Genomic DNA, 22331 nt, shown 5'->3' on the forward strand with positions numbered 1-22331 from the left:
TCGCTCAGGCGCTCAGGTAGCGGTTCCACTCCGCCACGCGGTCGGCCTTGGCCGCCAGCACCGCCGCCGCATCGCCCTCGATCTTCACCGAGTTGATCTTGTCGCCCTGGGCCACCGCATCGACCACGTCCAGGCCCTCGACCACCTTGCCGAACACGGTGTGGCGGCCGTCCAGGTGCGGGGTGGCGACGTGGGTGATGAAGAACTGGCTGCCGTTGGTGTTCGGGCCGGCGTTGGCCATCGACAGCACCCCGCGCTCGTGGCGCACGCCGTTGTCGGTCTCGTCCTCGAAGCGGTAGCCCGGGCCGCCGCGGCCGGAACCCTCGGGGCAGCCGCCCTGGATCATGAAATCGCCGATGACCCGGTGGAAGTTCAGGCCGTCGTAGAAGCCGCGCTGGGCCAGGTTGACGAAGTTGGCCACGGTCAGCGGGGCCTTCTCGGGCAGCAGCTCGACCCGGATCGAGCCGCGGGCGGTGTCGAAAATCGCGGTCAGGCTCATGTATTCAGCTCCAGATGCCCGGATGGGCCGGTAGACCGGTTATGATAGCGCGCTTCCTTTTCGCCCCTCACTCGCGCCTTGCCCCTTCGAAGGGGGTACCTGGGTGCGTTTTCACGATCCCAGAATCCCATGTCCATCGAAAACCTGCGCAACATCGCCATCGTCGCCCACGTCGACCACGGCAAGACCACCCTCGTCGACCAGCTGCTCAAGCAGTCCGGCACCCTGTCCGAGCGCACCGTGCTGGCCGAGCGGGTGATGGACAGCAACGACCAGGAAAAGGAACGCGGCATCACCATCCTGGCCAAGAACACCGCCATCACCTGGAACGGCAACCGCATCAACATCGTCGACACCCCCGGCCACGCCGATTTCGGCGGCGAGGTCGAGCGCGTGCTGTCGATGGTCGACTCGGTCCTGATCCTGGTCGACGCGATGGACGGGCCGATGCCGCAGACCCGCTTCGTCACCCAGAAGGCCTTCGCGATGGGCTTCCGCCCGATCGTGGTGGTGAACAAGGTCGACCGCCCCGGCGCGCGCCCGGACTGGGTGATCGACCAGGTGTTCGACCTGTTCGACAAGCTCGGCGCGACCAACGAGCAGCTGGACTTCCCGATCGTCTACGCCTCCGGCCTGAACGGCTACGCCGGCCTGACCGACGACGTCCGCTCCGGCGACATGGTCCCGCTGTACGAGGCGATCATGCAGCACGTGCCGGCCCCGCAGGTCGAGGCCGACGGCCCGTTCCAGATGCGCATCAGCCAGCTGGACTACAACAACTTCGTCGGCGTGATCGGCATCGGCCGGATCCAGCGCGGCAAGGTGAAGAAGAACCAGCCGGTCATCGTGATCGACCGCGAGGGCAAGAAGCGCCAGGGCAAGGTCCTGCAGGTGCTGGGCTTCATGGGCCTGGAGCGGATTGAGGTCGAGGAGGCCCAGGCCGGGGACATCGTCGCCATCTCCGGCATCCAGGAGCTGACCATCTCCGACACCGTCTGCGCCCTGGACACCCCCGAGGCGCTGCCGGCGCTGACCGTGGACGAGCCGACCATCTCGATGACCTTCCAGGTCAACAACTCGCCGTTCGCCGGCAACAAGGACCTGTCCGGCGGCAAGTTCCTGACCAGCCGCCAGCTCAAGGAGCGGCTGGACCGCGAGAAGGTCCACAACGTGGCCCTGCGCGTGGAGCAGCTGCCCGACGCCGACAAGTTCCTGGTCTCCGGCCGCGGCGAGCTGCACCTGTCGGTGCTGATCGAGAACATGCGCCGCGAGGGCTACGAACTGGCCGTCTCGCGCCCCGAGGTGATCATCAAGGAGATCGACGGCCAGCTGATGGAGCCGATCGAGCAGCTGGTGGTGGACATCGAGGAGCAGCACCAGGGCGGCGTGATGGAGAAGCTGGGCACCCGCAAGGCGCAGCTCAAGAACATGGAGCCGGACGGCAAGGGCCGCGTGCGCCTGGACTACGAGATCCCGGCGCGCGGCCTGATCGGCTTCCAGAACGAGTTCAAGACCCTGACCCAGGGCTCGGGCCTGCTGTTCCACGTGTTCGACCACTACGGCCCGAAGGAACAAGGCGCGATCGCCAAGCGCATCAACGGCGTGATGATCGCCAACGCGCCGGGCGTGACCCCCGCCTACGCCCTGGGCCCGCTGGAAGAGCGTGGCCGCCTGTTCGCCGCCGAGGGCGACAACGTGTACGAGGGCCAGCTGGTCGGCATCCACTCCAAGGACAACGACCTGACCGTCAACGCGATCAAGACCAAGCCGCTGACCAACATGCGCGCCTCGGGCAAGGACGACGCGATCAAGCTGACCCCGGCGATCAAGTTCTCGCTGGAACAGGCCCTGGACTTCATCGAGGACGACGAGCTGGTCGAGGTCACCCCGAAGGAGATCCGCCTGCGCAAGAAGATGCTGACCGAGAGCGACCGCAAGCGCGCCTCGCGCGCGGCCTGATCGCGCCCGCGCCGCCGCCGCGGCGCGCACCGGAAACGATCCGCGAAACGCCGGCCCCGCGCCGGCGTTTCGCGTTGTCGACGGGCGAAACTCCCTACGCAGCGTTGCCACGACGGCGCTCGCGACGTAGGCTCGGGCGGCACGCCCCCGGGGAGGAACTGGATGCGCTCGACCGCCTGGCTGCTCGCGGCCGGCCTGTGCTGCGCCGCCTCGGCCTGCCGCCCCCAACCGGAGCCCGACACGCCCCCGCCGGCCGTCCCGGCCGCGGAGGCCTTCGCCTACGCCGAAGCCGACATCGCCGACCTGCAGGCCGCCATGGCCCGCGGCGAGACCAGCAGCCACGCCTTGGTCCAGGCCTACCTGGCGCGGATCGTCGCCCTGGACCGCAACGGCCCGCGCCTGAACGCCTACCTCGAGCTCAACCCGCGCGCACGCGCCGAAGCGGCCGAGCGCGACGCCGAGCGCCGCGCCGGCCGCGTGCGCGGCCCGCTGCACGGCATCCCGATCGTGCTCAAGGACAACATCGACGCCACGCCGATGGCCACCAGCGCCGGTTCGCTCGCCCTGGCCGGCTTCCGTCCCGGGCGCGACGCCTTCCTGGTCCAGCGCCTGCGCGAGGCCGGCGCGGTGATCCTGGGCAAGGCCAACCTCAGCGAGTGGGCCAACTTCCGCTCCACCCATCCGGTCTCCGGCTGGAGCTCGCGCGGTGGCCAGACCCGCAACCCATACGCGCTGGACCGCTCGCCCTGCGGCTCCAGTTCCGGCAGCGCGGTGGCGGTGGCGGCCAACCTGGCCGCGGCCGGCATCGGCACCGAGACCGACGGCAGCATCCTCTGCCCGGCGGCGATGAACGGCCTGGTCGGGCTCAAGCCCACCGTGGGCCTGGTCAGCCGCGACGGCATCGTGCCCATCTCCTTCAGCCAGGACAGCGCCGGCCCGATGACCCGCAGCGTCGAGGACGCCGCCCTGCTGCTGGCCGTCATCGCCGGCCGCGACCCGCAGGACCCGGCCACCGCCGACAACAGCACCCTCGCCGCCTTCGACTACGCCGCGCGCCTGCGCGAAGGCAGCCTGCGCGGCGTGCGCGTCGGCCTTTTGCGCGACCGCATGGCGATCTCGCCCGAGGTCGCGGCCGCGACCGAGCGCGCGGCGGCGACCCTGCGCGAAGCCGGCGCGGTCGTGGTCGACGCGGCGATCCCGACCCAGGACCAGTGGCACGACGACGAGCTGGAAGTGCTGCTGCACGAGTTCAAGGCCGGCGTCGAACGCTACCTGCAAAAGAACCAGGCTCCGCTCACCACCCTGGACGAGCTGATCGCCTACAACCGCGAACACGCCGAGCGAGTGATGCCGCACTTCGGCCAGGAACTGTTCGAACAGGCCGCCAGCCGCGGCGACCTGGCCTCGCCCGGCTACATCGCCGCGCGGATGCGCGCGCGCCGCCTGGCCGGTGCTGAAGGCATCGACGCGGCGCTGCGGGCGCAGAAGCTCGATGTACTGGTCGCGCCGACGACGGGCGTGGCCTGGCCGCTGTCGGCCGGGGACGCGGCCTTCCCCGGCGCCGGCTACGGCGCGGCCGCCGTCGCCGGCTATCCCGCGCTCACCGTGCCGATGGGCCAGAGCCAGGGCCTGCCTCTTGGATTGACCTTCATCGGCCCGGCCTGGAGCGAGGCCAGGCTGCTGCAGATCGGCTACGCCTACGAACAGCTCACCCGCGCGCGGCGCCCACCACCGGCCCTGCTGGCGGGCGACCGGGCCCCGCCCGCCACGCCCTGACGCCTGCCGCGCTAGACCGCTACGGCAGGCGCACCGTCGTCATCGGCATCTTCGGCCCGCGGCGAGTCGGGAACCGCGTCGGCGGCGGCACGGCCGCCCGCGCCGGGATCCTCGCGGCCGATCTCCGCCCGCAACCGCGGCAAGGCGTACGGATGGCGCCGGGCGAGGAAGCCGATCATGCGCTCGCGCACCGCGCAGCGCAGGTCGAAGGCCGCGCCCGAGTCGCGCGCGCTCACCAGCAGGCGCACCTGCATCACGTGCTCCCCGGTTTCGGTGACCTGGGCGATGCACACCCGCCCGTCCCAGCGCGGGTCGTCGCGGCAGATCCGCTCCAGTTCCACCCGGACCTCCTCCATCGGCGTGCGGTAGTCCAGCCAGAGGAAGGCGGTGCCCAGCATCTGCGCGCTGCGCCGGGTCCAGTTCTGGAACGGGTTCTCGATGAACCAGGCCAGCGGCACCACCATCCGCCGCTCGTCCCAGATGCGCACCACCACGTAGGTGCTGGTGATCTCCTCGATCCGGCCCCACTCGCCCTCGACGATGACCACGTCGTCCAGGCGGATCGGCTGGGCCAGGGCGATCTGCAGGCCCGCAATCAGGTTGCCGAACACCGGGCGCGCGGCGATGCCGGCGACCAGGCCGGCGACGCCGGCCGAGGCCAGCAGGGTCGCCCCGACCTGGCGCACCGCCGGGAAGGTCATCAGCGCCAGGGCCACGCCGAGCAGGATGATCGCGCCCATCGCCACCCGGCTGAGCACCCGGGTCTGGGTCTGGATCCGGCGCGCGTGCAGGTTGTCGCTGACCTCGATCGGATTGCGGCGCAGGATCGAGGCCTCGATCGCGCCGACGATCCGCACCAGCAACCAGGTGAAGCAGCCGAACAGCGCAAGGCGCAGCCCCTGCATCCACGCCTCCAGGCGGGCGGCCGGCATCGGGACCGCGTGCAGGGCCGCGCCGAGGAACAGCAGCGGCAAGGCGAACGCCAGCGGCAGGATCACCACCTGCGCGATCCGCGCCCGGGTCGAGTCGCGCCTGGCGATGCGCCGCGCCAGCCGGCGCAGCACCAGGTTGACCAGCAGGCCCAGCAGCAGCGCGCCGCCGATGGGCATGAGGTAGGCGCGCGCGGCGCTCCAGTCGAAGATCGCGATATCCGGCATCGGCGGCTCCTTTCACGGCCCCGCTGCGGGACCTTGAGGCCGGAGCGCTTCACCAGTCGGATCGGGTCCGGCGCAGGGTGGACGGAGGCTTGATCGTGCCAGGTCGCGCGTGACGGATCCGCAGCGGCGGCGCTCAGGCCTGCCGCTGGCCCTGCTTGCGCACGATCGCCATGGCGATCTCCAGCGACTGCTCGTAGTTCAGGCGCGGATCGACGCTGGAGCGGTAAGCCCGTTCCAGATCGGTCTCGGTCAGCTCGCGCGCGCCGCCGGTGCACTCGGTGACGTCCTCGCCGGTCAGCTCCAGGTGCACGCCGCCCAGGCGGGTGCCGGCGGCCGCATGCAGGTCGAAGGACTGCTCCACCTCGCCCAGGACGTTGGCGAAGCGCCGGGTCTTGTAGCCGTTGGCGGTGCTCTCGGTGTTGCCGTGCATGGCGTCGCACACCCACAGCACCCGGCGGCCGTCGCGGCGCACCGCCTCGAGCAGGGGCGGCAGCTTCTCGGCGATCTGGGCCGCGCCCATGCGGTGGATGAAGGTCAGCCGGCCCGGCTCGTCCTCGGGATTGAGCACGTCGATCAGGCGCAGCAGCTGGTCCGGGTGCACCGACGGCCCGACCTTGATCGCCACCGGATTGCGGATGCCGCGGAAGTACTCCACGTGCGCGCCGTCCAGCGCGGCGGTACGCATGCCGATCCACGGGTAATGGGTGGACAGGTTGAACCAGCCCCATTGCCGCGGCACCTGCCGGGTCAGCGCCTCCTCGTACGGCAGCAGCAGGGCTTCGTGCGAGGTGTAGAAGTCGATCCGGTTGAGGTTGTGGACCTCGGCCCCGGCCAGCGTCTCCATGAAACGCACCGCGTCGCCGATCGAGTTCACCATCTTCTGGTAGTCCTCGGCCAGCGGCGAGCAGCCGACCCAGCTCAGGTTCCAGTACTCGGGATGGTGCAGGTCGGCGAAGCCGCCGTCGATCAGCGCGCGGACGAAGTTCATGGTCATCGCCGAGCGCGCGTGCGCGGTGATCATCCTTTGCGGATCGGGCACCCGCGCGGCGGCGGTGAACTCCGGGCCGTTGACCACGTCGCCGCGGTAGCTGGGCAGGCTGACCTCGCCACGGGTCTCCATGTCGGCCGAGCGCGGCTTGGCGTACTGGCCGGCGAAGCGGCCGACCCGCACCACCGGCAGGCGCAGGCCGTGGACCAGCACCAGGCTCATCTGCAGCAGCACCTTGAGCCGGTTGGAGATCGTGCCCGATTCGCAGTCGCCGAAGTTCTCCGCGCAGTCGCCGCCCTGGAGCAGGAAGCGCCGGCCCTCCTGGGCCTCGGCGATCTGCTTCTTCAGCGCGAAGATCTCCCACGAGGTCACCAGCGGCGGCAGCCGGCGCAGCTCCGCCAGCGCCGCGTCCAGCGCGCCCGGGTCCGGGTACTGCGGCAGCTGCAGCGCCGGGCGGCCACGCCAGCTGTCCGGCGCCCAGTCGTCGGCCAGGTTGACGGGATGCAGGCTGCGCTCGGGGGTGCTCATGGCGGTGGCTCGTCGGGGTGACGCGTGGTCGGGATCGATGCGGATCAGAGCCGGCTGCGGCCCTTGCGGCGCTGGAACGCGGCCAGCAGGCCCCAGCCGGCCAGCAGGACGAAGCCGATCAGGCTCCAGCCCGGCATGCTGATGCCCAGCAGGGTCCAGTCCACGGTGCCGCAATCGCCGGTGCCGGTGAGGACCTTGCGCACCAGTTCCAGCGGACCCAGGGTTTCCTGCAGGAACGACAGCGGCGGGCCGCAGGACGGCGCGGTACCGGCCGGCTGCAGCTGCAGCCAGACATGCCGGCCGGCGATGCCGATGCCGACCAGCGAGGCGAGCGCCACCAGCACGCCGTAGGCCTTCCGCCCGCCCGCGCCGCGCGGGGCGTGCAGTCCGCCGGCCAGGAACACCAGCCCCAGCGCCGCATAGGCCAGGCGCTGGAAGATGCACAGCGGGCACGGTTCCAGGCCTTGGTAGAGCTGGGTGTAGATCGCGTAGCCGATCAGGGCCGCGCAGCCCAGGAAACCGGCGAGGAACTGCGCGCGGAAACTCCAGCGGAAGGGATTCATCGACGGGAACGGCCGGGAAGCTGCGGAAGTCCCGATTATTCCCCATCGGCGGCGGCAAGGTAACCGTGGCAGCTGAAACGAAAAACCCCGGCGCGGGGCCGGGGTCTTCGTGGCGTCGCGATGCGCTCGCGGCTTACTCGGCCGCCTGCGGGCGGTCGACCAGCTCGACGTAGGCCATCGGCGCGTTGTCGCCGGCGCGGAAGCCGCACTTGAGGATGCGCAGGTAGCCGCCCGGACGGGCCTGGTAACGCGGGCCCAGCATGGTGAACAGGTTGCCCACCGCTTCCTTGTCGCGCAGGCGCGCGAAGGCCAGGCGGCGGTTGGCGACGTTGTCGACCTTGGCCAGGGTGATCAGCGGCTCGGCGACGCGGCGCAGCTCCTTGGCCTTGGGCAGGGTGGTCTTGATCAGCTCGTGCTTGAACAGCGAGGCGGCCATGTTCTTGAACATCGCTTCGCGGTGGGCGCTGGTGCGGCTGAACTTGCGGCCGGCTTTCTGGTGGCGCATGACGGTGTGTCCTTTATCGGTTCAATGATGGGTCGTTGTGGATCGCTGTCGCCATCCTGGCGGTGTTGCCGTGGACTGCGCTGGCCCGGTCCGGCCTCCCTGGCCGGAGAGTCGCCGCGGGCCTTCTGGGGCCCGTCGGCGCTTGAACGCCTCCGCGTCGCCGTGGACGCGGAAGCGGTGTTTCCACTATCAGCCGAGCATCCCGTGGGCGGCGACGCCGGCCGGCGGCCAGTTCTCGAGCTTCATGCCGAGGGACAGGCCGCGCTGGGCGAGGACTTCCTTGATCTCGGTCAGCGACTTCTTGCCCAAGTTCGGGGTCTTGAGCAGCTCGACCTCGGTCTTCTGGATCAGGTCGCCGATGTAGTAGATGCTCTCGGCCTTCAGGCAGTTGGCCGAACGCACGGTCAGCTCCAGGTCGTCGATCGGGCGCAGCAGCACCGGGTCCACGCCGGCCGGGGTCGGCTTGGCCGCGCCGCGGTCGCGGTGGGTGAAGTCGCCGAACACCGACAGCTGGTCGCTGAGGATGTCGGCGGCGGTGCGCACGGCTTCCTCGGCGTCGATGGTGCCGTTGGTCTCGATGTCGATGACCAGCTTGTCCAGATCGGTGCGCTGCTCGACGCGCGCGGCTTCCACCGCGTAGGCGACGCGGCGGACCGGCGAGAACGAGGCATCCAGGACCAGGCGGCCGATCGCACGGCTCTCCTCGTCCGGACGGCGGCGCGAGGTCGCCGGCTGGTAGCCGAAGCCACGCTCGATCTTCAGGCGCATGTTCAGCGCCGTGTCCTTGGTCAGGTGGCAGATCACGTGGTCGGGATTGAGGATCTCGACGTTGTGGTCGGTCTTGATGTCGCCGGCGGTGACCACGCCCGGGCCCTGCTTGGACAGGCTCAGGGTGGAGCTTTCGCCGCTGTGCATGCGGATGGCGACGTCCTTGAGGTTCAGCAGGACTTCCAGCACGTCCTCCTGCAGGCCTTCCACCGTGGTGTACTCGTGCAGCACGCCGTCGATCTCGACCTCGGTGATCGCGAAGCCCGGGATCGAGGACAGCAGGACGCGGCGCAGCGCGTTGCCCAGCGTGTGGCCGTAGCCGCGCTCGAGCGGCTCGATCACGATCTTGGCGCGATTGTCGGTGAGGCGTTCGATCTGCGGTCCGCGGGGACGCAGGACCTGGTTGGCGGTAACCGTCATGTTGCGGATTCTCCTGCAATGAACCGACGATCCGGGGGAACCGCCGGCCCTGATGTGTGGCCCCGTCGTCCGGGGGCGGCCGGAAGGCGGGGCGACGCGATCCGGCCGGAGGTGGAATACGGCGCCGCGCCCCTGGGGGCGCGGCTGCCTGCCACTGTTACTTCGAGTACAACTCGACGATCAGCGCTTCGTTGATGTCGGCCGGCAGGTCGGCACGGTCCGGCACGGCCTTGAACACGCCGGCGAACTTCTTGGCATCGACCTCGACCCAGGACGGGTTCAGGTCGTGCTGCTCGGCGACGGTCAGGGCTTCCTGGACGCGCAGCTGCTTCTGGGCCTTCTCCGACAGCGCGATCGCGTCGCCGGCCTTGACCTGGTACGACGGCAGGTTCACCGGCTTGCCGTTGACCAGCACGCCGCGGTGGCTGACCAGCTGGCGGGCGGCCGGACGGGTCACGGCGAAGCCCATGCGGTAGATGACGTTGTCCAGGCGGGTTTCCAGCAGCTGCAGCAGGTTCTCGCCGGTGTTGCCCTTCTTGGTCGAGGCCTTCTTGTAGTAGTTGCGGAACTGGCGCTCCAGCAGGCCGTAGATGCGCTTGACCTTCTGCTTCTCGCGCAGCTGGGTGGCGTAGTCGGAGAGCTTGCCCTTGCGGGCGGCGCCGTGCTGGCCGGGCTTCTGCTCCAGCTTGCACTTGGAGTCCAGCGCACGGGCCGGGCTCTTGAGCGACAGGTCGGCGCCTTCGCGGCGCGCGAGCTTACAGGTAGGACCGATATAACGAGCCATTTTTTATCGCCCCCTTAGACGCGACGCTTCTTCGGCGGACGGCACCCGTTGTGCGGGATCGGCGTCACGTCGATGATGTTGGTGATCTTGTAGCCCACATTGTTGAGCGAGCGCACGGCCGATTCACGGCCCGGGCCCGGTCCCTTGATGCGGACCTCCAGCGACTTCACGCCGTAGTCGAGCGCGGCCTTGCCGGCCTTCTCGGCGGCGACCTGCGCCGCGAACGGGGTCGACTTGCGCGAACCGCGGAAGCCCGCGCCGCCCGAGGTCGCCCACGACAGGGCGTTGCCCTGGCGGTCGGTGATGGTCACGATGGTGTTGTTGAAAGAAGCGTGGACGTGGGCGATGCCGTCGGTGACGACGCGCTTGATCTTCTTCTTGGTCTTGGATGCTGCCGGCTTAGCCATGGTCGGTATCCCTTACTTCCTGATCGCCTTGCGCGGACCCTTGCGGGTGCGGGCGTTGGTGCGGGTGCGCTGGCCGCGCAGGGGCAGGCCGCGACGATGGCGCAGGCCGCGGTAGCAGCCCAGGTCCATCAGACGCTTGATGGCGATGCCGATTTCGCGACGCAGGTCGCCTTCGACCACGTACTTGCCGACCTCGGCGCGCAGGCGCTCGACTTCCGGCTCGGACAGGTCACGGATCTTGGTCGTCGAAGCCACGCCAGCGGCCTCGCAAACCTTCTTCGACCGGGTGCGGCCGATGCCAAAAATGCTCTGCAACCCTACCCAGACGTGCTTCTGGGTCGGCAGGTTGACGCCTGCAATACGCGCCATGACGCGATCTCCAAACTTGAGGGTCGGAACGCGCTCGGCACGCCCGACAGGATTGGTTCAAAAGTGAACTGCGAATTCTATCAATGTCTCGGATTACTTGGAAGCCCGGGGCCACAAGGCCCTGGACCCGGCATGGGGAGTGTGCCCATGCTCCGGCGCCGGACTCCGCTGACGGCCCCGGTTGCCCGGATCCGCCGGCCGCGCTACTCCAGCGCGGCACCGCAGTGTCTCACCCGCGCGCGAGACGTCGCACGGGCCGCCCATTTCTGGAAGATCCGGTCCGATGGACCGGCTTGCCGGCGGAATGGGTCCGCCGGGCTTGGGTATTCAGGTCAGCCGCGGGCGAGACCGCCGCGCGAACCGCCCTTCAGGTTGGCCTTCTTCAACAGGCTCTCGTACTGGTGCGACATCAGGTGGGCCTGGATCTGGGCGATGAAGTCCATCACCACCACCACCACGATCAGCAAGGAGGTGCCGCCGAAGTAGAACGAGGTGCCCAGCTGGGTGCGCATCACTTCCGGCAGCAGGCAGACGATCACCAGGTAGGCGGCGCCGGCGGCGGTCAGCCGGGTCAGCACGCCGTCGATGTAGTCGGCCGTGGCCTTGCCCGGGCGGATGCCCGGGATCAGCGCGCCGGACTTCTTCAGGTTGTCCGCGGTTTCCTGCGAGTTGAACACCAGCGCGGTGTAGAAGAACGCGAAACCGGTGATCAGCGCGGCGAACACGATCATGTGCAGCGGCTCGCCCGGGGCCAGCGCGTTGGACACGCGCTGCAGCCAGGTGGCCGAGGTGGCCTGGCCGGACCACATGCTCAGCGTCGCCGGGAAGGCCAGGATGCTGGAGGCGAAGATCGCGGGGATCACGCCGGACATGTTGAGCTTCAGCGGCAGGAACGAGGTCTGGTTCATGTACGCGTTGCGACCGCCCTGGCGGCGCGCGTAGTTGACCGTGATCCGGCGCTGGCCGCGCTCGACGAACACCACGAACCAGGTGAACGCCAGCACCACCGCCACGATCAGCAGCAGGGTCAGGAAGTTCATGCTGCCGCCGCGGTAGGCCTCGATCGTCTGGATCACCGCGCCCGGCAGGCCGGCGACGATGCCGGCGAAGATGATCAGCGACACGCCGTTGCCGATGCCGCGCTCGGTCACCTGCTCGCCGATCCACATCAGGAAGATGGTGCCGGCGGTCAGCGCGACCACGGCGGTCAGGACGAAGCCGGTGCCCGGCGCGTAAACCACCGGCATGCCGCCCGGGGCGACCTGGTTCTGCAGCGCCAGGGCGATGCTGCCGCCCTGCACCACCGCCAGCAGCACCGCGCCGATGCGCGAGTACTGGGTGATCTTGCGGCGGCCGGACTCGCCTTCCTTCTGCAGCGACTTCAGCGCCGGGAAGATGTGCACGGCCAGCTGCATCACGATCGACGCCGAGATGTACGGCATCACGTTCAGCGCGAAGATGCTGAAGCGGTGCAGGGCGCCGCCCGAGAACATGTTGAACATGTCCACGATGCCGCCGCCCTGCGCCTGCATCATGGCGAGCATGGCATCGGGGTTGACGCCCGGCACCGGCACGAAGCAGCCGATCCGGTAGACGATCAACGCACCCAGCACGAACAGCAGGCGCTGGCGAAGTTCGGTGAACTTGCCCAGGCCGCTGCCGAGATTGCCGATGCCAGCTTGCGCCATGTGCCGATTACTCCTCGATGCTGCCGCCGGCGGCTTCCACCGCGGCCTTGGCGCCCGCGGTCAGCTGCACGCCCTTGATCACCAGCTTGCGCGACAGCTCGCCCTTCTTGACGATCTTGGCGCGCTTGGCGGTGGAGGGGACCAGCTTGGCCGCCTTCAGCGCGGCGAAGTCGACGGTGTCGCCCTCGACCAGGGCCAGCTTGTACAGCAGCACCTCGGCGGTGTCCTTGGCCGACAGCGAGCGGAAGCCGATCTTCGGCAGGCGGCGCTGCATCGGGGTCTGGCCGCCTTCGAAGCCGGCCTTGATCTTGCCCTTGCCGGCGCGCGCGAACGAACCCTTGTGGCCGCGGCCCGCGGTCTTGCCGAGGCCCGAACCGATGCCGCGACCGACGCGGGTGCGTTCCTGGCGGGCGCCCTCGGCGGGCTTGAGAGTGTTGAGACGCATGGTGTTCTCCTTAGTCCTCGACCCGCACCAGATAGTGCAGCTGGTTGATCAGACCGCGGACCTGCGGGCTGTCCTTCAGCTCGCGCACGTCGTTGAGCTTGTTCAGGCCCAGGGCCTTCACCGACAGGCGGTGGCGGGACTGGGTGCCGCGCAGGCCGCGCACCAGGCGCACCTTGACGGTCTTGTTGGACTCGTTAGCCATTGAGGAGTTCCTCCGCCTTCTTGCCGCGCTTGGCCGCGATGCGGGTCGGCGACTGCATGGCTTCCAGGCCCTTCAGCGTGGCGCGGACCAGGTTGATCGGGTTGCGCGAACCGACGGCCTTGGCCAGCACGTTCTTCACGCCGACCGCTTCCAGCACGGCGCGCATGGCGCCGCCGGCGATCACGCCGGTACCTTCCGAGGCCGGCTGCATGAACACGCGGGCCGCGCCGTGGCCGGCCTTGACCGGGTGCCACAGGGTGCCGTTGTTCAGGTCGACGTTGAGCATGCCCTTGCGCGCGTACTCCATCGACTTCTGGATGGCCACCGGGACCTCGCGGGCCTTGCCGTAGCCGAAGCCGACCTTGCCGTCGCCGTCGCCGACCACGGTCAGCGCGGTGAAGGTGAACTGGCGACCGCCCTTGACGGTCTTGCTGACGCGATTGACCGCGACCAGCTTCTCGATCATGCCGTCGTCGACCTTTTCTTCGCGGTTGCGGTCGCGATCGCGACCCCGCGGCTGACGCTCTTCTGCCATCTTCGTATTCCTTAGGTGTGTAGGGATGTACGGCTCGCGGCCGCTTATGGTTGTGGGCTGTCGCGGTGCAGCGTCACGTCCCCGCAGAAGGAGGACGGCGCCCGGCGCCACCTGCGCCGGCAGGCCGGGCCCGCCGAAGCGGGCCGCGGGGGATCAGAACTGCAGGCCGCCTTCGCGGGCGGCGTCGGCCAGCGCCTTGATGCGGCCGTGGAAGCGGTAGCCCGAGCGGTCGAAGGCGACCTTCTCGATGCCCGCGGCCTTGGCGCGCTCGGCGATCAGCTTGCCGACCTTGGCGGCCGCGTCGGTGTTCTTGCTGCTCTTCAGGCCGTCCTTGACGTCGGCCTGCAGGGTGTTGGCGGCGGCGATCACCTTGGCGCCGTCGGCGGTGAACAGCTGGGCGTACAGGTGCTGGCCGGTGCGCAGCACCGACAGGCGCGGCACGCCGAGCTTGCGGATGTGGGCGCGGGTGGACTTGGCGCGGCGCAGGCGGGCGTCGTTCTTGATGCTCATGGTCTGTGTCCTCGAAAGCGGATCGGCTTGGGCCTGTCTCCCCTGGAGGCCCGGCCACGGGTGGCCAGGCTTCCGGCGGGAGGCCGGCATTACGCCTTCTTGGCTTCCTTGCGAATGATGACTTCGTCGGAGTACTTCACGCCCTTGCCCTTGTAGGGCTCCGGCGGGCGGAAACCGCGGATCTTGGCCGCGACTTCGCCGACGCGCTGCTTGTCCGCACCCTGGACCAGGATCTCGGTCTGGGTCGGGGTGGCCAGGGTGATGCCTTCCGGCGCCTGGAACACGACCGGGTGCGAGAAACCGAGCGACAGGCTCAGGTCCTTGCCCTGCATCGCGGCGCGGTAACCCACGCCAACCAGCTCGAGCTTGCGCTCGAAGCCTTCCGACACGCCCTTGACCATGTTGGCCAGGATGGCGCGCACGGTGCCGGTCAGCGGGACCAGCGAGGCGTCGTTGGCCGACAGCACGGCGTTGCCGTCCTCGACGGCGATCTGAACGCCGGCCGGCTTGGCCAGCGACAGGGTGCCCTTCGGACCCTTGGCGCTGACGCTGGTGTCCTGGATGTTCAGTTCGACGCCCTTGGGCAGGGCGATCGGCTTCTTGGCTACGCGGGACATGGTCGTCGTACTCCTTCGATTAGGCCACGTAGCACAGGACTTCGCCGCCCACGCCGGCGTTGCGCGCCTGCTTGTCGGTCATGATGCCCTGGGAGGTGGAGATGATGGCCACGCCGAGGCCGCCGAGGACCTTCGGCAGCTCGCTCTTGCCGCGGTACAGGCGCAGGCCCGAGCGCGAGGCGCGCTTGAGCTGCTCGATGACCGGGCGGCCCTCGAAGTACTTCAGCACGATCTCGAGTTCGGCCTTGTTGTTCTCGCCCTGGGTCACGCGCAGGTCCGAGATGTAGCCCTCGTCCTTGAGGACGTTGGCGATGGCGACCTTGATCTTGGAGGACGGCAGCTTCACCGTCTGCTTGCCCACAGCGGCCGCATTCTTGATGCGGACCAGCATGTCGGCGATGGGATCAGTCATGCTCATGAATGGTTCCTTGAGTGCACCGATATCCGCTTTCGCGAAATCTGGATTGTTCCCGGGAGGGGCCGGGACCCTGTCGCATCCCGGTCGGCCCGGGGAAGCGCGGAATCATAGCAGGAAAACCGGCCGCGTGGGCCGGTTTGCCGGATACAGCGCGGGACGGACGACCCGGAGGCCGCCCCGCCCTCTTACCAGCTGGCCTTGCGCAGGCCCGGCACGTCGCCGCGCATGGTGGCTTCGCGCAGCTTGTTGCGGCCCAGGCCGAACTTGCGGTACACGCCACGCGGGCGGCCCGACAGTTCGCAGCGGTTGCGCTGGCGGCTCGGCGAGGAGTCGCGCGGCAGCTTGGCCAGCTTGGTCGCCGCCTCGATCTTCTCCTCGTACGAGGCGGTCTGCGAGGAGACGACCTTCTTCAGGGCGTCGCGCTTGGCCGCGTACTTCTTGGCCAGCTTCTCCCGCTTCGCGTCGCGGTTGACCATGGAGGTCTTTGCCATGTCTCTAACCCTTAGTTGCGGAACGGGAACTTGAACGCCTCGAGCAGCGCCTTGGCTTCGGCGTCGGTCTTGGCGGTGGTGGTGATGGCGATATCCATGCCGCGGGTCGCATCGATCGCGTCGAAGTCGATTTCCGGGAAGATGATCTGTTCCTTCACGCCCATGTTGAAGTTGCCGCGGCCGTCGAACGAACGGCCGGACACGCCGCGGAAGTCGCGCACGCGCGGCAGCGAGACGCTGATCAGGCGGTCCAGGAACTCGAACATCTGGTGACGGCGCAAGGTCACCTTGCAGCCGATCGGCCAGCCGTCGCGGATCTTGAACGAGGCCACCGAGACCCGGGCCTTGGTGGTCACCGGCTTCTGGCCGGAGATCTTGGTCAGGTCGGCGACGGCGTTTTCCAGCACCTTCTTGTTGGCAGCCGCCTCGCCCACGCCCATGTTCAGCGTGATCTTGACGAGCTTGGGCACTTCCATCGGATTGGTGTAACCGAACTTCTCCATGAGAGCCGGCACAACCTGTTCCTTGTAGATCTTTTCGAGCCGCGTGGTCATTGCTTCATTCCTCAGGCGTCGAGCGCCTCACCACTGGAGCGGAACACACGCAGTTTGCGTCCATCCTCCAGGACCTTGAAACCGATGCGCTCGCCCTTGCCGGTGGCGGGGTTGAGCGGCATGACGTTGGAAATGTGGATCGAGGCTTCGCGCTCGACCACGCCGCCGGCGACGCCCGCCTGCGGGTTCGGCTTGGTGTGCCGCTTGACCAGGTTGACGTTGGAGACGACCACACGGTCGCCGTCCACGCGCACAACCTCGCCCTGCTTGCCCTTGTCCTTGCCGGTGGTGACGACCACCTGGTCGCCCTTCTTGATACGGTTTGCCATGTCTGCTTCCTCCGCTCAGAGCACTTCAGGCGCGAGCGAGACGATCTTCATGAACTTCTCGGAACGCAGTTCGCGGGTCACCGGTCCGAAGATACGGGTGCCGATCGGCTCCTGCTTGTTGTTCAGCAGGACGGCGGCGTTGCCCTCGAAGCGGATCAGCGAGCCGTCGGCGCGACGCACACCCTTGCGGGTGCGGACCACGACGGCGTCGTAGACTTCGCCCTTCTTGACCTTGCCGCGCGGGATCGCGTCCTTGACGGTCACCTTGATGATGTCGCCGATGCCTGCGTAACGGCGCTTGGAGCCGCCCAGCACCTTGATGCACATCAGCTCCTTGGCGCCGGAGTTGTCGGCCACGTCGAGGTAGCTCTGCATCTGGATCATGATTCAGATCTCCCTTATTCGGCCGCGCGGGTGACGATTTCCACCACGCGCCAGTTCTTGGTCTTGGACAGCGGCGCGATCTCGGTCACGCGCACCACGTCGCCCTCTTTGCAGCTGTTGTCCGCATCGTGGGCGTGGAGCTTGGTCGAGCGCTTGATGTACTTGCCGTACAGGGCGTGCTTGACCTGACGTTCGACCAGGACGGTCACCGTCTTGTCCATCTTGTTGCTGACCACCCGGCCTTCGACCGTGCGGACCTGCTTGTTGTTGTCGTCGCTCATCGCTGCGATCCCTTACTTGTTGCTGCCGAGCAGGGTCTTCACGCGCGCGATCTCGCGGCGCACCCGGCGGGTTTCGTGGGTCTTCGTCAGCTGACCGGTCGCCCGCTGCATGCGCAGGGAGAACTGCTCCTTGCGCAGGTCGAGCAGGTGGGCCTTCAGGTCGTCGGACGACTTTTCACGGAGTTCGTTGATCGTAGCCATTAGCGCACCGTGCGGGTCACGAAGGTGGTGGTGACCGAGAGCTTGGCGGCCGCCAGGCGGAACGCCTCGCGCGCCTGCTCCTCCGGCACACCCTCGATTTCATAGATCATGCGGCCGGGCTGGATCTGGGCGACCCAGTACTCGACGCTGCCCTTGCCCGAGCCCATGCGGACCTCGATCGGCTTCTGGGTGATCGGCTTGTCGGGGAACACGCGGATCCACATCTTGCCGCCGCGCTTGACGTAGCGGCTGATGGTGCGGCGCGCGGCCTCGATCTGGCGGGCGGTCAGGCGGCCGTGGGCGGTCGCCTTCAGGCCGTACTCGCCGAAGGACACGGCGTTGGCGCTCCAGCTCAGGCCCTCGTTACGGCCCTTGAACTGCTTGCGGAACTTGGTTCGCTTGGGTTGCAACATCGCCGTTACCTCGCTTCACGTGCGGGACGGGAGGGACGCTCGCGGTCGCCGCGGTCACCACGCTCGGCGCGCGGGCTGCTGGCTTCTTCCTGCTTCTCCTGTCCGACCTGGGAGAAGTCGAAGACCTCGCCCTTGTAGACCCATACCTTGATGCCGATCACGCCGTAGGTGGTGTGAGCCTCGGCAAACCCGTAGTCGATGTCCGCGCGCAGGGTATGCAGCGGCACGCGACCTTCGCGGTACCACTCCGAACGGGCGATCTCGGCGCCGTTCAGGCGGCCGGCGACGTTGACCTTGATGCCCAGGGCGCCGAGGCGCATCGCGTTGCCGACGGCGCGCTTCATCGCGCGGCGGAACATGATGCGGCGCTCCAGCTGCTGGGCGATCGACTCGGCGACCAGCTGCGCGTCGAGCTCCGGCTTGCGGACCTCGGTCACGTTGATGTGCGCCGGGACGCCCATCAGCGCGCTGACTTCCTTGCGCAGCTTCTCGATGTCCTCACCGCGCTTGCCGATCACCACGCCCGGGCGGGCGGTGTGGATGGTGACGCGGGCGGTCTTGGCCGGGCGCTCGATCAGGATGCGGCTGATGCCGGCCTGGGCCAGCTTCTTGCGCAGCATCTCGCGGACCTTCAGGTCGGCAGCCAGGTACTGGGCGTACTCGCCCTTGCCGGCGTACCACTTGGAGTTCCAGTCCTTGGCGATGCCCAGGCGGATACCGGTGGGATGAACTTTGTGACCCATATTACTTGCCCTCTCCCACGACGACGGTGATGTGGCTGGTCCGCTTGAGGATGCGGGTGCCGCGGCCCTTCGCACGCGCCATGAAGCGCTTCAGGGTCGGGCCCTCGTCGACCATGATGGTCTTGACCTTCAGCGCGTCGACGTCGGCGCCCTGGTTGTTCTCGGCATTGGCAATGGCGGACTCGACGACCTTCTTGATCAGGGCGGCGGCCTTCTTGTCGGAGAACTTCAGCAGGTTGACGGCGCGTTCGGCCGGCAGGCCACGCACCTGATCGGCGACCAGGCGGGCCTTCTGAGGGGAGATGCGCGCGGTGCGCAGGATGGCTTTCGCTTCCATGGTCATCTCTCCTTACTTCGACTTCTTGTCGCCACCGTGACCCTTGAAGGTCCGGGTGACGGCAAATTCGCCGAGCTTGTGGCCGACCATGTTCTCGTTGACGAGCACCGGAACGTGGTTCTTGCCGTTGTGCACAGCGATGGTGAATCCGACCATTTCCGGCAGGATCATGGAACGGCGCGACCAGGTCTTGATCGGCTTCTTGGTGCCGCCCGCGGCCTCCACCTTCTTGACCAGGTGGTGATCGACGAACGGGCCTTTCTTGAGGGAACGTGGCATGGTCGATTAGCCCCTACGATCGCGGACGATGAACTGCTGGGTGCGCTTGTTCTTGCGCGTCTTGTAACCCTTGGTCGGCACGCCCCACGGGGTGACCGGATGCGGGTTGCCCTGGCCGGCCTTGGCCTCGCCACCGCCGTGCGGATGGTCGACCGGGTTCATCGCCGCGCCGCGGACGGTCGGCTTGACGCCGCGCCAGCGCTTGGCACCGGCCTTGCCCAGCTTCTCGAGGTTGTGCTCGTCGTTGCCGACTTCGCCGATGGTGGCGCGGCACTCCGACGGAACCTTGCGCATCTCGCCCGAACGCAGCCGCAGCAGCGCGTAGGCGCCCTCGCGGGCGACCAGCTGCACGCCGGCGCCGGCGGCACGCGCGATCTGCGCGCCCTTGCCCGGCTTCAGCTCGATGCAGTGCACCGTGGTGCCGACCGGGATGTTGCGCAGCGGCAGGGTGTTGCCGGCCTTGATCGGCGCGTCGGAACCCGCGATCACCTGGTCGCCGGCCTTCAGGCCCTTCGGCGCGATGATGTAGCGGCGCTCGCCGTCGGCGTAGCACAGCAGGGCGATGTGCGCGGTGCGGTTCGGGTCGTACTCGATCCGCTCGACGCGCGCGACGATGCCTTCCTTGTTCCGCTTGAAGTCGATCAGGCGGTAGTGCTGCTTGTGGCCGCCGCCGACGTGGCGGACGGTGATGCGGCCGTGGTGGTTGCGGCCGCCCGACTTGCTCTGCTTCTCGACCAGCGCGGCGTGCGGAGCACCCTTGTGCAGGTCCGGGGTGACCACGCGGACCGCGGAACGGCGGCCGGCGGAGGTGGGCTTGAATTTCATCAATGGCATGGGTTTACCCTCAGGCCTTGGCGGACACGTCGATGCTCTGGCCGTCGGCCAGGCGCACGTACGCCTTACGCCAGTCGCCGCGGCGACCGGAACGGAAGCGGAAGGACTTGTTCTTGCCCTTCACGTTGACGACGTTGACCGACTCGACCTTCACGTCGAACAGCTGCTCCACGGCGGCCTTGACGTCGGCCTTGGTGGCGTCGTTCGAAACCTCGAACACGTACTGGTTGCTCACTTCCTGCAGGCGCGCGGTCTTCTCGGACACGCGCGGCGACAGCAGTACGCTGAAAACTTTCTCGTTGGTGCTCATGCCAGCCACTCCTCGACCTTCTTGACCGCATCGGCGGTGATCAGCACGGAATCGGCGCCGACCAGGGCGACCGGATCCAGGCCCTGGACGTCGCGGACCTGCACGTACGGCAGGTTGCGGGCGGACAGGAACAGGTTCTCCGACGCGTCCTCGGTGACGATCAGCGGACGCCGGCCCAGCTCGAAGCCGGCCAGCTTCTCGACCAGCGCGCTGGTCTTGGCGGCCTCGACGTCGAACGCGTCGACGACCTTCAGGCGGCCCTGGCGGTTGAGCTCGGACAGGATCGAGCTGATCGCGGCCCGATACATCTTGCGGTTGACCTTCTGCGCGAAGCTGCGCGGCTTGGCCGCGAAGGTCACGCCGCCGCCGACGAAGATCGGCGCGGTCAGGGCGCCGTGACGCGCGCCGCCGCCCTTCTGCTTCTTCGACTTCTTGGTGGTGCCGTTGACCTCGGCGCGGGTCTTCTGCGCCTTGGTACCGGCGCGACCGGCGTTGCGGTAGGCGACGACGACCTGGTGGACCAGGTCCTCGCTGAAATCGCGGCCGAACACGGCGTCGGAGACCGACAGCTTGTTGGCGCTACCCGTAATGGTGAGTTCCATCGTGATTCTCCTTACGCCTTGCTCGCCGGACGCACGACCACGTCGCCACCCGGGGCACCCGGGACGGCGCCGCGAACAGCGATCAGACCGCGCTCGGCATCGACGCGAACCACTTCCAGGTTCTGCGCGCTCTGAACCTCGGCGCCCATGTGGCCGGACATCTTCTTGCCCGGGAACACGCGGCCCGGCGTCTGGCGCTGGCCGATCGAACCCGGCGAGCGGTGCGACAGCGAGTTGCCGTGGGTGGCGTCGCCCATGGTGAAGTTGTGGCGCTTGATCGTGCCCTGGAAGCCCTTGCCCTTGGTCACGCCCTGGACGTCGACGATCTGGCCGACCTCGAAGATGTCGGCCTTGATCTCGCCGCCCACGGCGAAGTCACCGAGCTTGTCGTCGGCGACGCGGAACTCCCAAAGACCGCGGCCGGCTTCGACCTTGGCCTTGGCGTAATGCCCGGCCAGCGGCTTGTTGACCAGCGCGGCACGGCGGGTACCCGTCGTGACCTGGACGGCGCTGTAGCCGTCGGCCTCGAGGGTCTTGATCTGGGTGATGCGGTTCGGGGTGGCCTCGATCAGGGTCACCGGGATGGAACGGCCATCCTCGGTGAAGACGCGGCTCATGCCGGCCTTGCGGCCGACCAGACCCAACGAATACTTCTTCGTCATGTCGGCAGTCCTCAGGCGAGCTTGATCTGGACGTCGACGCCAGCCGCGAGTTCGAGCTTCATCAGCGCGTCCACGGTCTTGTCGTTGGGGTCGACGATGTCGAGCACGCGCTTGTGCGTGCGGGTCTCGTACTGGTCGCGCGCATCCTTGTCGGCATGCGGGGAGACGAGAACGGTGTAACGTTCGATCTTGGTCGGCAGCGGAATAGGGCCGCGCACCTGCGCGCCGGTCCTCTTCGCCGTCTCGACGATCTCGCTGGCCGAACGGTCGATCAAACGGTGATCGAACGCCTTGAGCCGAATCCGGATCTTTTGGTCCGCCATGACGGAGTTCCTTCGTTAAAAGAGCGACGGGCTCGGCCTCTGGGATGCCTGCCCCGGGTTGGTTCCTGGTGTGCCCTGGCCGTGTCGCCGGCCGGACGGGAATCGCTGGGCGACCCCCAAAAGCGCGGGCAGACCAGCAAGCCGGCCTGCCCAGACGGAAAAGTATAGAACGCGTAAAACGGCACGTCAACAGCCTTGCGGCTGCCACGCGCGGTGCGTCACGCGACCCTTCCCTGTCCGGCGAACACGAGGCACGTCCTGTGCCTCTTTTCGCTGTAGGACTCCGTCCGGCCCAGGCCGGACGGAGTCGGTAGAACCTTGAATTACTTGATGATCTTGGCCACGACGCCGGCGCCGACGGTGCGGCCACCCTCGCGGATCGCGAAGCGCAGGCCTTCGTCCATCGCCACCGGGTTGATCAGCGTGACCACCATCTTCACGTTGTCGCCC

34 protein-coding genes are annotated in these 22331 nt (G+C 68.1%); 2 read left to right on the top strand and 32 right to left on the bottom strand.

All coding sequences use genetic code 11. The features are described 5' to 3' along the window. Positions 1–4: 4 nt before the first annotated feature. Entirely contained in the window at positions 5–499 is a 495-nt protein-coding gene (locus CSC62_RS14720) for a peptidylprolyl isomerase (RefSeq protein ID WP_162407444.1), read from the bottom strand. 129 nt (positions 500–628) lie between these two features. On the opposite strand from CSC62_RS14720, the gene typA reads away from it, so the two are divergent. Both typA and CSC62_RS14730 read left to right on the top strand, forming a co-directional pair. After that, positions 629–2458, top strand: coding sequence for a translational GTPase TypA (gene typA / locus CSC62_RS14725; protein ID WP_162407445.1), 1830 nt, complete (start codon positions 629–631; stop codon positions 2456–2458). Between the two features lie 162 nt (positions 2459–2620). Beyond that, a complete protein-coding gene (locus CSC62_RS14730; protein WP_162407446.1) occupies positions 2621–4234 on the top strand; it encodes an amidase in 1614 nt (537 codons plus the stop codon). Positions 4235–4245: 11 nt separating this feature from the next. On the opposite strand, the gene CSC62_RS14735 is transcribed toward CSC62_RS14730, so the two are convergent. The 31 genes from CSC62_RS14735 to CSC62_RS14885 form a co-directional block, all read right to left on the bottom strand. Further along, positions 4246–5391, bottom strand: coding sequence for a mechanosensitive ion channel family protein (locus CSC62_RS14735; protein WP_162407447.1), 1146 nt, complete (start codon positions 5389–5391; stop codon positions 4246–4248). Between the two features lie 133 nt (positions 5392–5524). Beyond that, a complete protein-coding gene (locus tag CSC62_RS14740) occupies positions 5525–6907 on the bottom strand; it encodes a class II 3-deoxy-7-phosphoheptulonate synthase (protein WP_162407448.1) in 1383 nt (460 codons plus the stop codon). Between the two features lie 44 nt (positions 6908–6951). Further along, on the bottom strand, positions 6952–7470 hold the full coding sequence (locus CSC62_RS14745; RefSeq protein WP_162407449.1) for a disulfide bond formation protein B: 519 nt from the start codon (positions 7468–7470) through the stop codon (positions 6952–6954). Between the two features lie 133 nt (positions 7471–7603). Continuing rightward, positions 7604–7975 carry a 50S ribosomal protein L17 gene (rplQ, locus tag CSC62_RS14750; RefSeq protein ID WP_162407450.1) on the bottom strand — a complete coding sequence of 124 codons (372 nt, stop codon included), beginning with the start codon at positions 7973–7975 and terminating at the stop codon, positions 7604–7606. A gap of 189 nt (positions 7976–8164) precedes the next feature. Beyond that, positions 8165–9163, bottom strand: coding sequence for a DNA-directed RNA polymerase subunit alpha (locus CSC62_RS14755; RefSeq protein WP_162407451.1), 999 nt, complete (start codon positions 9161–9163; stop codon positions 8165–8167). 157 nt (positions 9164–9320) lie between these two features. Further along, positions 9321–9947 carry a 30S ribosomal protein S4 gene (gene rpsD / locus CSC62_RS14760; protein ID WP_162407452.1) on the bottom strand — a complete coding sequence of 209 codons (627 nt, stop codon included), beginning with the start codon at positions 9945–9947 and terminating at the stop codon, positions 9321–9323. Between the two features lie 14 nt (positions 9948–9961). Then, positions 9962–10354 (bottom strand): 30S ribosomal protein S11, encoded by a 393-nt coding sequence (rpsK, locus tag CSC62_RS14765; RefSeq protein ID WP_052630513.1) that lies wholly within the window; start codon positions 10352–10354, stop codon positions 9962–9964. Between the two features lie 12 nt (positions 10355–10366). Next, positions 10367–10723: a 30S ribosomal protein S13 gene (rpsM, locus tag CSC62_RS14770; RefSeq protein ID WP_162407453.1), complete on the bottom strand. Its 357-nt coding sequence runs from the start codon at positions 10721–10723 to the stop codon at positions 10367–10369. 332 nt (positions 10724–11055) lie between these two features. Further along, a complete protein-coding gene (gene secY, locus CSC62_RS14775; RefSeq protein WP_162407454.1) occupies positions 11056–12411 on the bottom strand; it encodes a preprotein translocase subunit SecY in 1356 nt (451 codons plus the stop codon). A gap of 7 nt (positions 12412–12418) precedes the next feature. Continuing rightward, a complete protein-coding gene (rplO, locus tag CSC62_RS14780) occupies positions 12419–12856 on the bottom strand; it encodes a 50S ribosomal protein L15 (protein WP_162407455.1) in 438 nt (145 codons plus the stop codon). Positions 12857–12866: 10 nt separating this feature from the next. Next, positions 12867–13058, bottom strand: a complete 192-nt coding sequence (gene rpmD, locus CSC62_RS14785) for a 50S ribosomal protein L30 (RefSeq protein WP_162407456.1) — start codon at positions 13056–13058, stop codon at positions 12867–12869. Beyond that, positions 13051–13593, bottom strand: a complete 543-nt coding sequence (rpsE, locus tag CSC62_RS14790; RefSeq protein ID WP_052630523.1) for a 30S ribosomal protein S5 — start codon at positions 13591–13593, stop codon at positions 13051–13053. Before rpsE ends, rpmD begins: the two co-directional genes overlap by 8 nt. A gap of 153 nt (positions 13594–13746) precedes the next feature. Continuing rightward, the gene (rplR, locus tag CSC62_RS14795; RefSeq protein WP_162407457.1) at positions 13747–14103 is read right to left on the bottom strand and encodes a 50S ribosomal protein L18; all 357 of its coding nucleotides are present in this window, start codon (positions 14101–14103) and stop codon (positions 13747–13749) included. 89 nt (positions 14104–14192) lie between these two features. After that, positions 14193–14720, bottom strand: a complete 528-nt coding sequence (gene rplF / locus CSC62_RS14800; protein WP_162407458.1) for a 50S ribosomal protein L6 — start codon at positions 14718–14720, stop codon at positions 14193–14195. A 19-nt stretch (positions 14721–14739) separates the two neighbouring features. Further along, positions 14740–15138, bottom strand: coding sequence for a 30S ribosomal protein S8 (gene rpsH, locus CSC62_RS14805; RefSeq protein ID WP_162407459.1), 399 nt, complete (start codon positions 15136–15138; stop codon positions 14740–14742). Between the two features lie 185 nt (positions 15139–15323). Next, complete coding sequence (gene rpsN / locus CSC62_RS14810) at positions 15324–15629, bottom strand: 30S ribosomal protein S14 (RefSeq protein WP_162407460.1); 306 nt, start codon at positions 15627–15629, stop codon at positions 15324–15326. Between the two features lie 11 nt (positions 15630–15640). Continuing rightward, on the bottom strand, positions 15641–16183 hold the full coding sequence (rplE, locus tag CSC62_RS14815) for a 50S ribosomal protein L5 (protein ID WP_162407461.1): 543 nt from the start codon (positions 16181–16183) through the stop codon (positions 15641–15643). Positions 16184–16194: 11 nt separating this feature from the next. Beyond that, positions 16195–16512: a 50S ribosomal protein L24 gene (gene rplX / locus CSC62_RS14820; RefSeq protein ID WP_162407462.1), complete on the bottom strand. Its 318-nt coding sequence runs from the start codon at positions 16510–16512 to the stop codon at positions 16195–16197. A 15-nt stretch (positions 16513–16527) separates the two neighbouring features. Continuing rightward, positions 16528–16896: a 50S ribosomal protein L14 gene (gene rplN, locus CSC62_RS14825; RefSeq protein WP_162407463.1), complete on the bottom strand. Its 369-nt coding sequence runs from the start codon at positions 16894–16896 to the stop codon at positions 16528–16530. Between the two features lie 14 nt (positions 16897–16910). Then, the gene (gene rpsQ, locus CSC62_RS14830) at positions 16911–17177 is read right to left on the bottom strand and encodes a 30S ribosomal protein S17 (protein ID WP_162407464.1); all 267 of its coding nucleotides are present in this window, start codon (positions 17175–17177) and stop codon (positions 16911–16913) included. A gap of 12 nt (positions 17178–17189) precedes the next feature. Continuing rightward, positions 17190–17378 carry a 50S ribosomal protein L29 gene (rpmC, locus tag CSC62_RS14835; protein WP_162407465.1) on the bottom strand — a complete coding sequence of 63 codons (189 nt, stop codon included), beginning with the start codon at positions 17376–17378 and terminating at the stop codon, positions 17190–17192. Next, complete coding sequence (gene rplP, locus CSC62_RS14840) at positions 17378–17791, bottom strand: 50S ribosomal protein L16 (RefSeq protein ID WP_162407466.1); 414 nt, start codon at positions 17789–17791, stop codon at positions 17378–17380. The genes rpmC and rplP overlap by 1 nt, the downstream gene beginning before the upstream one ends. A 5-nt stretch (positions 17792–17796) precedes the next feature. After that, positions 17797–18534 (bottom strand): 30S ribosomal protein S3, encoded by a 738-nt coding sequence (gene rpsC / locus CSC62_RS14845; RefSeq protein WP_162407467.1) that lies wholly within the window; start codon positions 18532–18534, stop codon positions 17797–17799. A gap of 1 nt (position 18535) precedes the next feature. After that, on the bottom strand, positions 18536–18871 hold the full coding sequence (rplV, locus tag CSC62_RS14850; protein WP_028918209.1) for a 50S ribosomal protein L22: 336 nt from the start codon (positions 18869–18871) through the stop codon (positions 18536–18538). Between the two features lie 12 nt (positions 18872–18883). Continuing rightward, the gene (rpsS, locus tag CSC62_RS14855; RefSeq protein ID WP_052630548.1) at positions 18884–19150 is read right to left on the bottom strand and encodes a 30S ribosomal protein S19; all 267 of its coding nucleotides are present in this window, start codon (positions 19148–19150) and stop codon (positions 18884–18886) included. 6 nt (positions 19151–19156) lie between these two features. After that, on the bottom strand, positions 19157–19984 hold the full coding sequence (rplB, locus tag CSC62_RS14860; protein ID WP_162407468.1) for a 50S ribosomal protein L2: 828 nt from the start codon (positions 19982–19984) through the stop codon (positions 19157–19159). 10 nt (positions 19985–19994) lie between these two features. Then, positions 19995–20294: a 50S ribosomal protein L23 gene (rplW, locus tag CSC62_RS14865; protein WP_162407469.1), complete on the bottom strand. Its 300-nt coding sequence runs from the start codon at positions 20292–20294 to the stop codon at positions 19995–19997. After that, complete coding sequence (rplD, locus tag CSC62_RS14870) at positions 20291–20896, bottom strand: 50S ribosomal protein L4 (RefSeq protein WP_162407470.1); 606 nt, start codon at positions 20894–20896, stop codon at positions 20291–20293. The genes rplW and rplD overlap by 4 nt, the downstream gene beginning before the upstream one ends. Before the next feature lie 11 nt (positions 20897–20907). Then, positions 20908–21558 (bottom strand): 50S ribosomal protein L3, encoded by a 651-nt coding sequence (rplC, locus tag CSC62_RS14875; protein ID WP_162407471.1) that lies wholly within the window; start codon positions 21556–21558, stop codon positions 20908–20910. Positions 21559–21569: 11 nt separating this feature from the next. Next, on the bottom strand, positions 21570–21881 hold the full coding sequence (gene rpsJ, locus CSC62_RS14880) for a 30S ribosomal protein S10 (protein ID WP_052630556.1): 312 nt from the start codon (positions 21879–21881) through the stop codon (positions 21570–21572). Between the two features lie 323 nt (positions 21882–22204). Then, positions 22205–22331: EF-Tu C-terminal domain-related protein (locus tag CSC62_RS14885; RefSeq protein WP_484573170.1), on the bottom strand; the 127-nt coding region annotated here is incomplete at its 5' end.

The sequence above is a fragment of the Pseudoxanthomonas jiangsuensis genome, assembly GCF_010093185.1.
GTDB classification, from domain to species: Bacteria; Pseudomonadota; Gammaproteobacteria; order Xanthomonadales; family Xanthomonadaceae; genus Pseudoxanthomonas; species Pseudoxanthomonas jiangsuensis.

Bases quoted from the DNA above. Each gene is read 5' to 3' on its own strand.
- rpsQ (WP_162407464.1), bottom strand. From the start codon at position 17,177: ATGAGCGACGACAACAACAAGCAGGTCCGCACGGTCGAAGGCCGGGTG.
- rpmC (WP_162407465.1), bottom strand. From the start codon at position 17,378: ATGGCTACGATCAACGAACTCCGTGAAAAGTCGTCCGACGACCTGAAG.
- CSC62_RS14740 (WP_162407448.1), bottom strand. From the start codon at position 6,907: ATGAGCACCCCCGAGCGCAGCCTGCATCCCGTCAACCTGGCCGACGAC.
- rplE (WP_162407461.1), bottom strand. From the start codon at position 16,183: ATGACCACGCGGCTCGAAAAGATCTACAAGGAACAGGTTGTGCCGGCT.
- CSC62_RS14755 (WP_162407451.1), bottom strand. From the start codon at position 9,163: ATGACGGTTACCGCCAACCAGGTCCTGCGTCCCCGCGGACCGCAGATC.
- rplC (WP_162407471.1), bottom strand. From the start codon at position 21,558: ATGACGAAGAAGTATTCGTTGGGTCTGGTCGGCCGCAAGGCCGGCATG.
- rpsN (WP_162407460.1), bottom strand. From the start codon at position 15,629: ATGGCAAAGACCTCCATGGTCAACCGCGACGCGAAGCGGGAGAAGCTG.
- rpsE (WP_052630523.1), bottom strand. From the start codon at position 13,593: ATGGCAGAAGAGCGTCAGCCGCGGGGTCGCGATCGCGACCGCAACCGC.
- rplO (WP_162407455.1), bottom strand. From the start codon at position 12,856: ATGCGTCTCAACACTCTCAAGCCCGCCGAGGGCGCCCGCCAGGAACGC.
- rplX (WP_162407462.1), bottom strand. From the start codon at position 16,512: ATGGCAAACCGTATCAAGAAGGGCGACCAGGTGGTCGTCACCACCGGC.
- CSC62_RS14730 (WP_162407446.1), top strand. From the start codon at position 2,621: ATGCGCTCGACCGCCTGGCTGCTCGCGGCCGGCCTGTGCTGCGCCGCC.
- rpsD (WP_162407452.1), bottom strand. From the start codon at position 9,947: ATGGCTCGTTATATCGGTCCTACCTGTAAGCTCGCGCGCCGCGAAGGC.
- secY (WP_162407454.1), bottom strand. From the start codon at position 12,411: ATGGCGCAAGCTGGCATCGGCAATCTCGGCAGCGGCCTGGGCAAGTTC.
- rpsS (WP_052630548.1), bottom strand. From the start codon at position 19,150: ATGCCACGTTCCCTCAAGAAAGGCCCGTTCGTCGATCACCACCTGGTC.
- typA (WP_162407445.1), top strand. From the start codon at position 629: ATGTCCATCGAAAACCTGCGCAACATCGCCATCGTCGCCCACGTCGAC.
- rpsJ (WP_052630556.1), bottom strand. From the start codon at position 21,881: ATGGCGGACCAAAAGATCCGGATTCGGCTCAAGGCGTTCGATCACCGT.
- rplB (WP_162407468.1), bottom strand. From the start codon at position 19,984: ATGCCATTGATGAAATTCAAGCCCACCTCCGCCGGCCGCCGTTCCGCG.
- rplN (WP_162407463.1), bottom strand. From the start codon at position 16,896: ATGATCCAGATGCAGAGCTACCTCGACGTGGCCGACAACTCCGGCGCC.
- rpsH (WP_162407459.1), bottom strand. From the start codon at position 15,138: ATGAGCATGACTGATCCCATCGCCGACATGCTGGTCCGCATCAAGAAT.
- CSC62_RS14745 (WP_162407449.1), bottom strand. From the start codon at position 7,470: ATGAATCCCTTCCGCTGGAGTTTCCGCGCGCAGTTCCTCGCCGGTTTC.
- rpsC (WP_162407467.1), bottom strand. From the start codon at position 18,534: ATGGGTCACAAAGTTCATCCCACCGGTATCCGCCTGGGCATCGCCAAG.
- rplR (WP_162407457.1), bottom strand. From the start codon at position 14,103: ATGAGCATCAAGAACGACGCCCGCCTGCGCCGCGCCAAGTCCACCCGC.
- rplV (WP_028918209.1), bottom strand. From the start codon at position 18,871: ATGGAAGCGAAAGCCATCCTGCGCACCGCGCGCATCTCCCCTCAGAAG.
- rplF (WP_162407458.1), bottom strand. From the start codon at position 14,720: ATGTCCCGCGTAGCCAAGAAGCCGATCGCCCTGCCCAAGGGCGTCGAA.
- rplW (WP_162407469.1), bottom strand. From the start codon at position 20,294: ATGAGCACCAACGAGAAAGTTTTCAGCGTACTGCTGTCGCCGCGCGTG.
- CSC62_RS14720 (WP_162407444.1), bottom strand. From the start codon at position 499: ATGAGCCTGACCGCGATTTTCGACACCGCCCGCGGCTCGATCCGGGTC.
- rplD (WP_162407470.1), bottom strand. From the start codon at position 20,896: ATGGAACTCACCATTACGGGTAGCGCCAACAAGCTGTCGGTCTCCGAC.
- CSC62_RS14735 (WP_162407447.1), bottom strand. From the start codon at position 5,391: ATGCCGGATATCGCGATCTTCGACTGGAGCGCCGCGCGCGCCTACCTC.
- rplP (WP_162407466.1), bottom strand. From the start codon at position 17,791: ATGTTGCAACCCAAGCGAACCAAGTTCCGCAAGCAGTTCAAGGGCCGT.
- rpsK (WP_052630513.1), bottom strand. From the start codon at position 10,354: ATGGCTAAGCCGGCAGCATCCAAGACCAAGAAGAAGATCAAGCGCGTC.
- rpmD (WP_162407456.1), bottom strand. From the start codon at position 13,058: ATGGCTAACGAGTCCAACAAGACCGTCAAGGTGCGCCTGGTGCGCGGC.
- rpsM (WP_162407453.1), bottom strand. From the start codon at position 10,723: ATGGCGCGTATTGCAGGCGTCAACCTGCCGACCCAGAAGCACGTCTGG.
- rplQ (WP_162407450.1), bottom strand. From the start codon at position 7,975: ATGCGCCACCAGAAAGCCGGCCGCAAGTTCAGCCGCACCAGCGCCCAC.